The sequence below is a fragment of the Hoeflea prorocentri genome, from assembly GCF_027944115.1.
GTDB classification, from domain to species: domain Bacteria; phylum Pseudomonadota; class Alphaproteobacteria; order Rhizobiales; family Rhizobiaceae; genus Hoeflea_A; species Hoeflea_A prorocentri.
In genome coordinates this window covers 502,066-516,427 of the sequence record NZ_JAPJZI010000001.1, presented here as the reverse complement: position 1 = coordinate 516,427, position 14,362 = coordinate 502,066, and the positions used below count along the sequence as shown (strand labels likewise).

Here is a 14,362-nt window from a genome sequence, read left to right as displayed (position 1 = left end):
AACGATTGGAATTTCATATCGCACCCTAGGGAAAACTGGAGTTCCGGTCACTCAAACCCGGGCAAGTGCGCGGTTGTCGGTTGCGGACCGATACTATTCCAGGAAATGGGATGACCGTAACAAGGGCTCCGGAGAAACCGTGTGGTGTTGTGGGGCAGACGCACCTTCCGAGCCCAATCGCCGGATCATGACCCGGCTCAATAGATCGGCAACCTTTTTGTCCTGTGTCGAGAAGGTCGATAGCGGTGGGGCGGTATGTTCCGCACCCGGAAAATTCTGGCCGCCGAAAAGCGCAATCTCACGGCCGATCTTGCGCTCTTGTTGGGCAGCGCCACGATAAAATCCAAAAGCAAGTGAATCCTGAATACAGGCAAATGCAGATCGGCTCGCTTCAGTCAGAACCTCTTTGGCGAGTCTTTCTCCCTCGCTCTCCGACATCTCCACCCGGCGCACGGCTATGTCATCCAGATCGCGGCCTCTGGCTTCATCAAGGGCGCCCCTGACGAAGTTGTCCGCAAAACGAAGCCCCTCCGACGCAGCGACAATGGTCAGCGAGTCCGGCCGGTTTTCCGACAGGGCGGAAACCGCGATCTGCCCGGCCTCAAGATAGTCGATCTCAACCCAGGAGTGCTCATCCGGCCAGGACGAGCGTCCGAAGCTGACAAACGGTACATTTTGGTCCAGCAGATATCTGATCCGTTCGTCGTTGACCCGCGTGCGGCCGAGAATGATCGCATCGGCCATGCGATCGTCCACAACCGAGCGGACAATCTCCACCTCTTCATCCCAATCCCGCGCGGCAAAGACGGCAAGCGACATTTTCTCCTGTCTGAGGTAACCGTCCAGGGTCGCAAGAAGTTCCAGAAAAACCGGGCTGGCAAAACGCTGTTGCGGCGGAGAGAGCAAAACGGCCACCCTGCCGGTTTTGCCTCCCCGCAAAGCCCTTGCGGCCGAGTTCGGACGATATCCCAGCTTTTTCGCCAGATTTTGGACCATCCTGGTGGTCTCCGGCTTAACTCTTGGATCATTGCGCAAAGCGCGGGACACCGTGGACACATCCACGTTCAACTCCTCCGCAAGGTGCTTGATCCCAACCTTCGCCATTGACACTCCGCTCCTGATACCTCGCACAGAGATATTTTATATCCCCCCGGTTGAATAGTGCCTTTGCGAAAGTGCAGACGTTTGTATCGACGACTTTGCGGCTCTCTAACCCCACCTTGTCCACACAATACCCTCGGACGCAGGTCACAAGAACATGTCCCAGAGACACAAATCAGTTCCGCCTGGCTATCGACGGCATCGAGAAATCCACGGCCGTGTTCAGCCATGGCGAACTCAAACGGTGGGTATCCTTGGTTTTCGGGAGGTGATCATCGTTTCGGACATACACGGTCGCCGCTCTCACGCGTTCGGATCGTTCGAAGACAGAATATCAAGCAAATCGCGGTGCAGCTCCGGCGTCGCGGCCGAGACGACCCTGCCGTCCGAATTGAAGTCAAGAGTATTGCCTTGCCAGTCGGTGATGGTGCCACCAGCGGCTTCGATCACACCGGCAAGCGGAAGAAAGTCAAAGGGCTTCAGATCGTAGTCGACGACACAATCGACAAAGCCTGCAGCCATCATCGCATGGGGATAACAATCATAGGCTAACCGTCTTGTGTGTCCCGATTTCACAAGCCGTTTATGAATCTCCGGATGATCGGCAAAGAGCTTCTCACCCTCATTGATGTAAAGAATCGCCTTCGACAGGTCCGTCTTCTTCGAACAGGAAATGGGAGTGCCGTTGAGCGTTGCCCCCTGCCCGGCCTGTCCAACAAAAATCTCATTCAACGCCGGCATGGACACCATGGAGAGCTGGTTGTGGCCACTTTCCAGATAGGCGAGGAGAAACCCGAATGCCGGATGACCAGAGATGAAGGATCGGGTGCCATCTATCGGGTCGATGACCCAAATATGATCCTTGGTCAGGTCCCCTGCCCCATATTCTTCACCCAGAATTGCGTGACCGGGAAAGCGTGCTTCGATGCGGGCACGGGCATCGAATTCAATGGCCAGATCGGCGGCGGTGACAGGGCTTTCGTCGGACTTGAGATCAACGTCCAGACCGGAGCGGAAATGCTTCATAGCCGTGACCGCCGCTTCCCTTTGTACCTCATTTGCCGTTTCCAGCACCGCGCTCATCATTTCCGTTTCCGCTTACATTTCTCACGTTCGGTGACGCGGTTTCAGGTTAAAAAATATCCGGAGCTGGCTTGGCTAAACTGCTTTTAACCAGTCATCCCATCTTGGGTCGCGCATCACATGGCGTGCGCGCATATGTTTCCACACACCATATTTGAAATAGTCGAAATCAAGTGCGGATAGCCGGTTCTGGACCATTGCCCATGTCGCCCATTTCAAATCAACAAGCGCCTTGAAAATCGTTATGCGTGTGCTGATCCTTGGATCCACCGATCCAAAATACTCCTCGATGACTTCATTCTCGATGTCGGGATCAAAGCACATCTCGACGAACCAAAGCGCAAGTTCAGCACAGCGGTCGTTGTTTGAGGCATATTCGAAGTCAACAAGCGTGACATTGTTCTCAGCGTCCAGGAGAAAGTTGCCGGCAAGCGTATCATTCATGCATGGGACCAGATCGAGGCCGGAAGCGATAAGAGCGTCTTTGGCCTGTCGGTATTTGGCGTTAATCCAAGTGAAATCCTGCGGAAAATAACCACCAAATTCCAAGGCTTGATCAAAGTGCTCCTCGATCATGTCCATGGTCGTCTTTTGCAGCGCAAGTCCCCTGGCATTGTTGAAGGCTCTCAAAGCTTTAACGGCATTGCAACGAACAGTCCGATCCAGGAAGTCTCCATTCGTAGACGTTCTCAGGCCATCGATGAACTCGAACACCTCCACCCCGGATTGCGGGTCAAAGTGAATGACCTCGGCCCCGACGCCGACCTCGAAAGCCCTGGTACTTGCTTCGTTTGCAGCCGTTCTTTGAATGAAGTGCTCCGTGCCTTCACCGGGCACCTTCAGAAAATAGGTTCGCTCCTGATCGGCCAGAAATATGCGCCAGTTTGCATTGCTGATACCGCCGGGGACTGGCTCGTAGGAAAGCCCATCGAGTGTCCAACCCTGTACTGCCCTGATCGCTGCCTCAACTTTGCTTTCAGCTTCATTGGTAGCCTTACCCAGATGACGACGCGACATCACATGAACCTCCTCAAAGCTTTGCCATCCAGCGGTCGAAGTCTGGACCTTCTGCATTGAAAAGCGCACGCAACATCCGCCATTCCGCGTATTTGACAAACTCCACATGCGAGCGGGATGACCTTGCAAAGCTGATAAAGCCCCAGAGTGCCCATTTCAGATCATCGGCAATGCCGTAAAGCATGCAGCGTCCGAATTGCGCATCGCGGCACTGGCCGTCGTAGATTTCCAGCACGGCGCGCGCCACCTCCGGAAACTGCGTAATCTCAACAATTAAACTTCCAAGATCGAAATAGGGGTCATGATTGCCGGTGCTGTCAAAATCGACAAGACAGACTTCTCCGGATTTCGCAATCATAATGTTCGAGGCGACTCCGTCTCCATGCGCGGGCGACGGAGAGATGCCGGCGGCAGCCAAAGCTTTGGCACACTCACGCACCTTCTCCAAAACACGCGCGGATGTCTTCGGGACCTTGATGTTTTCGGCTTCCACAATGGCTCGGTAATATTCGATAGTGTCAAAGACAGAACGGCCTGACGGCAGCGCATCACCTCCATGGATCTTCTTTTTTGCAATGACCGTGTTTTCAAGGACCGAAGGGTCTCTAAAATCATCGACTTTGCCCCAACGCCAGTTTTCGTCCAGCCGTTCAAAAAGATAACTTCCGGACTTTTCATGGGCGTCTACGAGACACGCTCCGACCGCAAGATCGGATGCACGTCGGGCACCTGCGTGCACGACTGTCTCATCAAACAAGTCCGCCATATCCGGATATCGAATTTTCAGAAAAAACTCGCTGCCGGCCGCATCCACATTGTAGCAAGCGCTCTCGACACCCCGGTGTACCGGCGACACGACCGAGCCGATGCTTGCCTCATAAGTGGCACCCGGTCCCCTTGTTACGCTGAATGCATGCAAGACCATCTCGGCAGCCTCATCCATCGCATTACCAGGTGAACCTAGCGTTTTCATTACGTAGACCTCCTGAAAGCGGAAGCTCCCGCCGGTCGCGCAATCAGACTTGCAAGAACAACTGCCATGGCGTCGAACCCGGCGCAGACATCCTCATCGGCTGTGTATTCGGACGGTGAATGTGTGATACCGCCCTTCGATGGAACAAACAGAAGTGTCGAAGGGCAGATAGCCTGTAGCCGGACCGCATCGTGTCCAGCGACTGTTTTCAGCTTCAGATAGCCGGTGTTGGATGCACCAAGAGCACACTCGGCATTGCTGATAGAAGCTTCATCGAAGCAAGTGATGTTTCGGCTCTCGCGTGAGACTATGGAGAGGTCGCATCCTGTTTGCCCGGAGACAGCGGACATACAATCCTTGAACTGGGACACCGCATCGCTTAACGCGGCTTCACCGGGCGAACGAAACTCAAGCCACAGCTCAGCCCGCTCGACAACGGTATTGGGAGAATTTGGCGCCAGCTCCATGCGGCCGACTGAACTATAAAGAGTTTCCCCGCAGCGTCGGGAAATTTCCTCGGCATAGACGACCAGTTGTGAAGCCGCAAGCAATGCATTGTTGCGTTCATCCATCGGCGTCGGGCCTGTGTGGGCAGCCTTTCCTTTTGCAAGAACGCGAAGTTTCTCTGCGCCCCAACAGGCTTCAACCAACGCGACTGGGTCTCCCGATTTCTCAAGTTCAGGGCCCTGTTCTATGTGCAGTTCGAGATAATGGTCAGGCGACGGAGGGCTGTCGGCGCCCAGATAATTTGATGCTGCCAGCGCATCTTTCAGAGTTACACCTTCGCTGTCCTTCAGGCGCCATGCATCCTGAAGACTGAGGGCACCTGAAAAGACACTGCTGCCAATAAGACTTGGCTGAAAGCGCGCGCCCTCCTCACCCGTCCAGCACACCACGACGTAGTAGCGAAAAGTTGGCTTGATCTCGTCCCTGTCAATCTTGTCTTTCAAAAAGAGCGCGGCGATGCAGGCGCACACCACCCCCAGACAACCATCATAGTTCCCGCCGTTGGGCTGGCTATCGAGATGCGACCCGCAGAAAAAAGCACGTGCGGTATCGACCTCACCGAGATCAAGAACACCGAAGATATTCCCGATGGGATCAACGAGAACCGCAAAATCATGCGCTCTCAGCCACTCACATAAATGATCTCTCGCCAGTTTTTCCTCTGGACTTGCTGCAAGGCGCGAATACCCGCCGTCTTCGGCCTTGCCGAACTCTCCAAACGCATTCAGCAGTTCCAAAAGGAGGGGCCGAAGCGCTCTGTGGTCAGAAAAGACACTATCCATGCGTCACGTCCATCCCGGATCGTTCGAAGACGGAATAAAAGTTCTTCGCCGGCTTGGCATCTGTCACGAGACGATCGATCGCTTCAAACCTGGCCGTGCAGATATTGGCGGTCTTTCCGAATTTACTGCCGTCAGCGAGCATCACCTTATTGCGCGCACTTTTCATCAGGGCCTGACGAATTCGGGATTCATCCTCTTCGAAATCCATAAACCCGCGTTCACCGTCAACTCCTGCGGTACCCATGAAAACCGTGTCAAAAAGGTAGTTCCGTATGTAATCGACAGTATCGTAGCCCACGAGATCAAGTTCGACTTTGCGAAGTTCACCTGGAGTAACAAAGACCGAAACGCCAAAATGCTCACGGGCTGCCAGCGCCACGTTCAAGGAGTTGGTGTAGAGTTTCAGATCCGTGAACCGGCCGAGCTGCTTTGCCAGAGCTTCGGTCGTTGAACCGGTGTCCAGAAATATTGACGTATGGTCTGAGATCAGCTCTACGGCCCGTTGGGCAATAACAATCTTCTCTTTGGCCGATTTCCGAGCACGTTCCCGGATCGGTTCATCGCGTATTTTTGCGACCCCAATCGCTCCGCCATGTATGCGACGAAGCAGCCCCTTCGATTCCAGATCCTTCAGATCACGCCGAACCGTTTCATCGGAAACATCCAGCCCCGTCATCAGATCGGCGACCGTTACCTTGTCACTCGCCTGAAGTTTTTCCAGAATGTATTCGTGACGATGGCTGTTGAGCATTGTTCTCTTCCGTCTCTGTTTCATCCAGCCGCCGCCGAGGACCGTTGATTGTCATCGGCAAGATGGCAAGACACCTGCCCGCCGCCGGGCAATTCCGTTGCGCTTGGATCGACAGTTTTACATATCTCCAAGGCTCGCGGGCAACGGGTGCGGTAAGAACACCCTGGTGGTATGTGGACCGGGCTGGGTGGCTCCCCTTCCAAGAGGTATTCCTGCGACTTGAACGGATGGTCGTCCAAGGTGGGAACGGCGCTCAACAGCGCCCTCGAATATGGGTGGGACGGATTTTCAAACAATGTCTGATTGTCCGCCAACTCAACGACGCGGCCGAGATACATGACCGCGATGCGATGGCAGACCTTGCGCACAAGCGCCATATCATGTGAGATGAATATGTAGGTAAATCCGTGTGATTTCTGAAGCTTGTCAAAAAGCTCAAAAAGCTTCGACTGCTCAATCTGATCGAGCGCCGACAGTGTCTCATCAAGAATCATGAGCTTTGGCTCAAGCACCAGAGCACGCGCGATATTTATGCGTTGCCGGTCGCCGGCACCAAGCCCCACCGTCAGTTCGTTCTCGATCGCAGCATCAAGCCCGACTTCGGTCATCGCTGCCCGAACACGATCCTTGATCTCCGCCTTTGGGCAGGTTCCGTGGATAAGAAGAGGTTCTGCTATGATGCGTCCCACTGACATGCGCGAAGGCAACGAGCTGTAGGGATCCTGCAAAAGAAGTTGAAAGGACTGACGCATCTTGGTCAGTTCTTGCCGGCTGAGTTGCGACAGATCCTTACCTTCGAAAGTTATCGCTCCGTTGTCCGGCTCTTCCAGCCAGGCGAGCAATCGTGTGAGCGTTGACTTTCCGCAGCCCGACTCGCCGACAATGCCGATATTTTCCCCCTGCCGGATATCTATCGACATCCCACGTACCGCCTGAACGGCATTTGTCCCGCTGAAAGAGCCTTTCTTGCGGACATGGTAAGTTCTGTAGACATCCGTCACCGACATAAGCGTGGGTGCGACCTGCGCCCTGGGAGGCTCAATGTCTTCGCCCCATATCCGCGGCAGGCGCTCCAAAATCGATTTTGTGTACCCATGTTGCGGGCTCGAAATCAGATTTTTGGGCTCGGCTGTCTCGACAATTCTACCTGCCTGGAGAACCATAACCTCATCGGCAATGGTCTCTACGACTGGCAAGGAGGATGAGATAAAAAGGATCGCGGTCGAAAACTGATCCCTCAGCTCCTTGATCAGGCGAATGATCTGCGCTGCCACGGTCACATCAAGCGCTTGGGTAATATTGTCGGCAATCAGAACTTCAGGGTTTGTCACCAACGCATCCACGATCATCACGCGTTGCATCATGCCGCCCGAAAACTGAAATGGAAACTCGTGAAACCGAACCTCCGGCGAAGGGATGCGCACCGCACTCAATACATCCAGTACATGTTCCGTTGCCTTTGTTTTCGAGAGCTCCGGGCGAACCGATCGCAGCTTCTCAACGATCTGATTTCCAATTGGCACCGTAGGATCCAGAGCTCCGGTGGGGTTGGACCCGATGTATCCAATACGATTGCCACGAATGCCGGTCAGTTCCGCATCACTCAATCGCAGGACGTCGCTTCCATGAAACAACACAGCGCCGTTGCTGATCTTCAGCGGGTCGGAAAGTCCATTGATCAAAGCCCGTGCCAGGACCGTTTTGCCTGATCCGGCCTCGCCAATGACACCGAGAACATTGCCGGACTGCAGATCGAAACTTACGTCATTCAAGATTTTCGCAGAAGGATCATAACTCAAGCCAACGCTTAGACCTTGAGCTTGGAGGGCCAGGCTCTTGTGAGACATCACGCTGCCCCCCGCAGCACATCATTACGCGCCTTTTCGAGCGCCGCGCCCATCAAGTTGAGACTTGTCAGCGTCACCAGCAGAAGAACACCTGGCATGGTGGCAATCCACCATGCGTTTATGAGGTACTTTCGACCGTCTGCGATAATGCTGCCAAACGACGGAGTTGGCGGCTGGATGCCCAGTCCAATGAAGCCGAGAATGGCTTCGAAAATCATCATTCTTGCCACGTCGAGCACTGCGACAAATGCTATGGGAGGCAATATCGCAGGCGCCAGAAACAAAATGAGGATACGCCAGTCTGTGGCACCGAGAACGCGCTGAGCCCTGATATATTCCTTGCCCTTCTCCGACAGAGTCACACTGCGGGCAACACGCGCATAAAGTGGCCAACTGGACAGACCGAGCACAAGAATAATGGCGGGGACCGTAGGACGCGAGACGCCAAGTATGGTTATCGCGAGAATGATGAACGGAATTGACAGTTGTGCATCGGTGATCCGCATGATGATGGTGTCAGTCCAGTTTCCCTTGAAACCTGCATACATGCCCAGACCGCAACCGATGGCAAACATCATGATCACACTGGAACAGCCGATCAGGACCGACCACCGAAGACCAATGAGACAACGCAAAAACAGATCGCGTCCGAGATGATCGGTGCCGAACGGGTGAGCCCAACTCCAGTTCTCCCCGAGAAACAGCGGGGGCACGAAGCGCGCCCGAATATTCATCTTTGTCGGATCGGTTGAGCTGAACTCCGGATAGATCAGCGCTGCAGCGATCAACCCGACAAAGACGAACAACCCGACCTTGAACGACGTGCGTGTCCAGGCCTCCTTGAGCATCCTCTGTGTCGGTGAGAGACGATTGGCGGCTCCAGCCAATTGCGGCGGCACGGCGGTTTTTGTCACCACATCCGTCATCTCAGTACTCCAACCTCGGGTCGATAAAACTGGCGGCGAGATCGACGGCGATGTTGATGAAAACAAACAGGCCGGCGATGAAGATTGCCACGCCTTGAATAATCGGAAAATCACGTTGAAGAACTGCGTTGATCGTCAAACGGCCAAGCCCCGGGTAGTCGAAGATTAACTCAATCACCAGAACTCCCCCCAAAAGGATGCCCAGCTGAATGCCGAACAGGTTCAACAGCGGAATTGATGCATTGCGGATGGCATGAGCCGCGACAATACGGGCTCGCCTCAAGCCTCGAAGTGGAGCGACGGAGATAAACTCTTCCTGCATGACCTGAGCGATGGAAACTGAGAGCGTTCGAATGATGAACGGCGACATCTCGATCGCCAGGACAAATGCCGGCAGTATTGTGTATTCGAAACCCTTGTATCCGATGGACGGCAGAATGCCCCACTGCACAGACAGTAACAGAGCCAGGACAACGCCAAGCCAGAAGCTTGGGATTGAGACAAAAACTGAACCGGCAAAAAATGCGAGCTTGTCTTGCCACTTTCCCGGGTTCAGGCCGGCTGCAACGCCAAGCGGAAACGAAATAATCAGCGCAAATGCAATCGCAAGCGCTGCGAGCTGTAGCGTAAGCGGTATTCGTTCAAGTATGAGATCGAGGACCTCCGCACGATCCGCCCTTGTCGGATCGTCGTGAGCGGCCGCACCGACAGTGGCACCGCTCTTTGGTCGCAAGAATGAGTTGCCGAAATCGCCCCTGACGATGTCGCCCAGATAACGAACGAACTGCACGGGAATCGGGTCATTGAGCCCAAGCTCTTCTGCCTTCTGCTCGACCACCTCATCGGGGGCCATTCCACCGACGATCAAGCGCGCGGGATCCCCAGGGACAACCCTGAGCAGGGTAAAGATCGCGAAGGTCACGATCAAAAGGACAAGTACGCCCTGCAGCAAACGCCGAATGAGAAAGTTCAGAAGATACAAGGTCCGCCAGCTCCCAGTTTTGGGCAGGAGCCGATCGGGTTTACACGATCGGCTCCCGTTGCACTTGAGTTAGGCTTCGTTCGTTGCGTTGACCGCGTCCATCATTCCGTTCGGATAGATATACATGCCCTTCAATTCATCACGGAACGCGTGGATGAATACGGATGTAAAGAGGCTCAACGCAGGCGCCTTGTCCGCCAACATTGGCATGACTTCCTCCTGGATGATCTTCTTGCGTACAGCGGGATCCGTGGCATCGCGCTCCTTGTCGAGTACCGCATCCAATTCGGGATCATCGATGCCGCAGATCCGCTTCGACGAGGAGTGGAAATGTGTGCGCAAAACCAGATCAGGTTCAGGCGAACCCGTCGCCCAGCCACAATCGATCATATGACCGGGTCCGCCGCCTGGACGGTCATAAAGCCTGTCGGCCCATGCAGCGATTTCCATAGCGCTGAACTCAATGTCAAAGCCCTGCTCCTGCAGCATCGCCGTGATGACTTCACCGTATTCCTTTGTTTTCGGATAGAAACCAACGGAGGTGATGTATTCGAGTTTCGGCAGTCCCTTGGCTCCCGGGAAGCCGGCTTCTGCCAGGAACTTCTGGGCCATATCGGGGTCGTATTCGGGATAGTTGGGTGTATCCACATATCCGAACTTGACCGGTGATATCCAGGCGTTGGAGGGAGTCCCGGAAACACCAAGTACTTCCAGAATGAGATTTCGATCAATCGAGTGGCACACCGCTCGGCGCAGGCGCCAATCGTCAAACGGCGGCTTTGAGCAGCGGAACCAGAGATACTTGTTTTCCACCGATACGGCTTGGTTGAGCGAGTATCCGGGCTTGGATTCAATCGTTTGCACCTGCTCCGCTTCAAGCCTCTCGATAATGTCGGCTTCACCGGACAACAACGACAACATGCGTGTTGTTGCATCGCCAACGAACGTGAAATTCACACCGGGCACCTTTGGTGCGCCGAGTACAAAGTCGGGGTTGGCCTCCAGCACGGAAGTGTTGCCATCCTGCCGGACGAACTTGAAAGCACCGGTTCCGTTCGGGAACTCGGACAATCGTGTCGGGTTGGCCACATCCTTTGCCGACATAATCGGAAGGAAGGCTGAGAGGAACCAGAACAGGCTGGCGGGATATCCGTGCGCCTTTGTGTTCACGTTGGCTGTGTGGTCGTCGACAACATCTACCGTTACCGGACCCGGATACCATTGCGCCGGACGGTCGGGTTTTGACGCATATTCAAATGTCGCCTTGACGTCGGCGGCGGTGAAGGGCTCTCCATTGTGAAAAGTCACGCCCTTTTTGAGTTTGAACTGAAGCGTGTGTTCATCCAGCAGCTCCATGCTTTCGGCGAGTTCCATCACCAGCTCATCGGGATTCTGAGGCCGCATTGGTGCGCGCGTCAGGTACCCGAACACAAAGCCCTCGAAATTGATCTGACCAAGCGTGGTGTGGGAACTTGGGTCCCAGTTACCGGTCAGGTTTTCGGCTGAAAGGAAATTGATCGCCTTGTCCGACCCCGCATAGGCGGGACTTGAAAAGAAGGCTCCATTTATCAAAGGCGCGCCGGACGCAGCCAGGGCTGCGGCCATTGACGACCTCTTCAGGAACTCACGCCTATCAATAGCCATGTTGTATTCCCCTGTCGTTGTGGTTGGTTTGTTGTGGCTTCGGGCTCATTCAACGGCCTCCACCAGCTCGGGCAGGTCACCCTTCATGACGAAGAAGCCAGCCTTCTCTTCAAGATCCCGGCAGAACGCCAGGACAGTTGCATCGGAATGCCGGCGGCCGATGACCTGTAGACCGACCGGCATTCCGGTGCTCGACAAGCCTGCAGGGATAGAAGCTGCTGGGTTGCCGGTAATGTTGAACGGATAGGTAAACGGCGTCCAACCCGTCCAGGGCAGAACGTCCGAGTTGCTGCCCATGCCTTCCGGCGCTTCGAGCTCAGCATCGAACGGCAAAATGGGGATTGTCGGGGTCAGTAAAATATCGAAACGTTCGAAGAAATGGTGTACACCGGCAGCGTAGACCGCCCGCGCCTTGGTTGCGTCCAGATAGTCCTCAAGGTCGATCCTGCAGGACTGCCTGACGAGGTTGGCGAAGCCGGATCCAAAACTGCTTCCTGCACCGTTCGCTTTTTTTCCGTAAGCAACGCCGCGACCGGCCACCCACAATGTCTCGAATATTTTTATCGGATCGACCCAGTCGGGCGATACCGCCTCAACAGCGATGCCGAAAGCATCTTTCAAACGTTGAACAGCTCGCCGAATGACACGGTCGACCTCATCGTCAACATCAACCCCGAACAGGGTCGGCGCATAAGCCACTCGAAGTCTGGCCATGTCGACCTCGGCGCCGCAATAGCACAACCCGTCATCCGGCAGCGCATGATGGTCGCGCGGATCAGGCCCCTTCAAGATATCGAAGAGCAAGGCGGAGTCGGTAGCCGTCAAGGTCATCGGGCCGGCATGCGAAAGCATCTCTGTTGCACTCCACGGATATGTCGGAATGCGCGCAAGACTGCCCTTCAGCGCAAAATGACCGCAAAAGGCGGCGGGAATTCGGACGGAGCCGCCGCCATCAGATCCGAGTGTCATCGGCACCATCCCGGAGACGAGTGCCGATGCAGACCCACTTGATGATCCTCCGCTCGTCAGTTGGGCGTTCCAGGGATTCCTTGTCGAACCATAGTATTCCGAGACGCTCGAGCCACTCCAACCCATTTCGGTGGTTGTTGTCTTGCCAATGACAATGGCGCCAGCAGCCTCGAGCCTTTCGACTATCGGCGCCGTTTCGGATGGAACAAACTCTGAGAATGCAGCAGAACCGCGCGCGGTTCGTCGATCCTTTATGTAGAACAGGTCCTTCACACCCACCGGAACTCCGTGAAGCGACCCGCGAAGCTCTCCCTTTTTGCGTTCCGCATCTCGCTCTTCCGCGAGCGATAGGGCTTCGTCTTCATAAATATCGGAAAACGCATTGAGCGTGGAGTTTTTGGTTTTTATGGCGGACAAACAGCTCTCGACAATTGAACGAGAACTCTGTTCTCCCCTTGCAATTTCCCTGGCTGTTTTTGTCACGGACTTTGCCATTTCTTCCCCAGATCAATCCCGCTTTGTGGGAAATGTGGGATAATTGGTAGCAGTGGGATCATCGAAAATCAAGTGGTGTTTGTGGGTTTATTGGATTTAGGCGGCGTATGCAGGCCGCAGGTCACGGCCCATCGCAACATCGCGCGGCAATTTCCGATTCGCTTGGGGTGCGGATATTCAGAGCTTTGGAAGCCCACGCCCGGCGCTTTCCGGCGCACCGGCACTGCCGCCGGCACACGTCAGCGATCTGGACTTTTTACGGCACTAGGAAGGCCATGTGGTGGGCCCGGAGGGACTCGAACCCCCAACCAAGCGGTTATGAGCCGCCGGCTCTAACCAATTGAGCTACAGGCCCCACCCGGCGCGAATGGCCGGTCCAAAGCGCCTCTCGCGCGCGCGGACCGGACCCGATTAAACCAATTCGCACCGCACGACAAGGGACCCGACAAGACATTGCCGCAATGGCTTTCTAAGACAGCCCTGCCAATGACAATTATCTGGGGTTATTCATGATTTCTCGACGCAGCCTGACCTTCGCCCTTGCCCTTGCCGTTCTGCCCGTGACGGCGCTCGCCAGCGATGATAAGGGGCAAAAACCCGGTATCGTCGCCGTCACCGGCGAGGGAACGGCCCGCCTTGTGCCCGATATGGCAGTCATGACGCTGACCGTCATGCGCCAGGACAAGACCGCCCGCGACGCACTCAACGCCAACAACTCCGCGATGGCGGAGGTGCTCGCCGCCATGAGCGCCGATGGCGTCGAACAGCGCGACCTGCAAACCTCGGGCTTTTCCATCGACCCGCAATATTTCTACCCGGACCGCAAGAACAACGAGCCGGTGGAGCCGCAAATCACTGGCTACCGCGTCTCAAACACGCTGACGGTACGCATCCGCGATCTCGACAAGCTTGGCGCCCTGCTCGACAAATCCGTCACGCTGGGTGTCAACCAAGGCGGCCACATCATGTTTACCAATGACGATCCATCCGCCGCCATCACCGAGGCGCGCAAGGACGCCATGAAAAACGCGCTCGCCAAGGCAACGACGCTGGTGGAAGCTGCCGGCGCGGGCCTTGGCCGCATCACCCAGATCAGCGAACAGCAATACCGCCCGCAGCCTATACCGATGGCGCGCGCGGAGATGGCGATGAAGGCATCGGCCGATGCCGCCGTGCCCGTCGCCTCCGGTGAAAACACCTACCGGGTGACGGTCAATGTCAGTTTCGAGATCGACCAGTAGACACAAAAATCCCCGGCGGTGGCCTGTTTACAGGCCGTTGCCGG

12 protein-coding genes and 1 tRNA gene are annotated in these 14,362 nt (G+C 55.4%); 1 reads left to right on the top strand and 12 read right to left on the bottom strand.

Going from position 1 to position 14,362, the window contains the following annotated elements:
- Window positions 1-93: 93 nt before the first annotated feature.
- The 12 genes from OQ273_RS02415 to OQ273_RS02360 form a co-directional block, all read right to left on the bottom strand.
- Window positions 94-1,104, bottom strand: a complete 1,011-nt coding sequence (locus tag OQ273_RS02415; protein WP_267988878.1) for a LacI family DNA-binding transcriptional regulator — start codon at window positions 1,102-1,104, stop codon at window positions 94-96.
- 300 nt (window positions 1,105-1,404) lie between these two features.
- Window positions 1,405-2,184: an inositol monophosphatase family protein gene (locus OQ273_RS02410; RefSeq protein ID WP_271292084.1), complete on the bottom strand. Its 780-nt coding sequence runs from the start codon at window positions 2,182-2,184 to the stop codon at window positions 1,405-1,407.
- Between the two features lie 75 nt (window positions 2,185-2,259).
- The gene (locus OQ273_RS02405) at window positions 2,260-3,201 is read right to left on the bottom strand and encodes a choline kinase family protein (RefSeq protein WP_267988876.1); all 942 of its coding nucleotides are present in this window, start codon (window positions 3,199-3,201) and stop codon (window positions 2,260-2,262) included.
- 13 nt (window positions 3,202-3,214) lie between these two features.
- Entirely contained in the window at window positions 3,215-4,174 is a 960-nt protein-coding gene (locus tag OQ273_RS02400) for a phosphotransferase (RefSeq protein ID WP_267988875.1), read from the bottom strand.
- Entirely contained in the window at window positions 4,174-5,463 is a 1,290-nt protein-coding gene (locus OQ273_RS02395) for a Zn-dependent hydrolase (RefSeq protein ID WP_267988874.1), read from the bottom strand. Before OQ273_RS02395 ends, OQ273_RS02400 begins: the two co-directional genes overlap by 1 nt.
- Entirely contained in the window at window positions 5,456-6,238 is a 783-nt protein-coding gene (locus tag OQ273_RS02390; RefSeq protein ID WP_267988873.1) for a DeoR/GlpR family DNA-binding transcription regulator, read from the bottom strand. The genes OQ273_RS02395 and OQ273_RS02390 overlap by 8 nt, the downstream gene beginning before the upstream one ends.
- A complete protein-coding gene (locus OQ273_RS02385; protein ID WP_425493326.1) occupies window positions 6,235-8,061 on the bottom strand; it encodes a dipeptide ABC transporter ATP-binding protein in 1,827 nt (608 codons plus the stop codon). The genes OQ273_RS02390 and OQ273_RS02385 overlap by 4 nt, the downstream gene beginning before the upstream one ends.
- Window positions 8,061-8,987: an ABC transporter permease gene (locus tag OQ273_RS02380; protein ID WP_267988871.1), complete on the bottom strand. Its 927-nt coding sequence runs from the start codon at window positions 8,985-8,987 to the stop codon at window positions 8,061-8,063. Before OQ273_RS02380 ends, OQ273_RS02385 begins: the two co-directional genes overlap by 1 nt.
- Window position 8,988: 1 nt before the next feature.
- Entirely contained in the window at window positions 8,989-9,969 is a 981-nt protein-coding gene (locus OQ273_RS02375; RefSeq protein WP_267988870.1) for an ABC transporter permease, read from the bottom strand.
- A 69-nt stretch (window positions 9,970-10,038) separates the two neighbouring features.
- The gene (locus tag OQ273_RS02370) at window positions 10,039-11,613 is read right to left on the bottom strand and encodes an ABC transporter substrate-binding protein (protein WP_267988869.1); all 1,575 of its coding nucleotides are present in this window, start codon (window positions 11,611-11,613) and stop codon (window positions 10,039-10,041) included.
- A gap of 45 nt (window positions 11,614-11,658) precedes the next feature.
- Window positions 11,659-13,077 carry an amidase gene (locus tag OQ273_RS02365; RefSeq protein WP_267988868.1) on the bottom strand — a complete coding sequence of 473 codons (1,419 nt, stop codon included), beginning with the start codon at window positions 13,075-13,077 and terminating at the stop codon, window positions 11,659-11,661.
- Window positions 13,078-13,355: 278 nt separating this feature from the next.
- Window positions 13,356-13,432 (bottom strand) — tRNA-Ile (locus OQ273_RS02360).
- A 154-nt stretch (window positions 13,433-13,586) separates the two neighbouring features.
- Between OQ273_RS02360 and OQ273_RS02355 the strand changes: the two genes are divergently transcribed.
- The gene (locus OQ273_RS02355) at window positions 13,587-14,318 is read left to right on the top strand and encodes an SIMPL domain-containing protein (RefSeq protein ID WP_267988867.1); all 732 of its coding nucleotides are present in this window, start codon (window positions 13,587-13,589) and stop codon (window positions 14,316-14,318) included.
- Window positions 14,319-14,362: the final 44 nt, after the last annotated feature.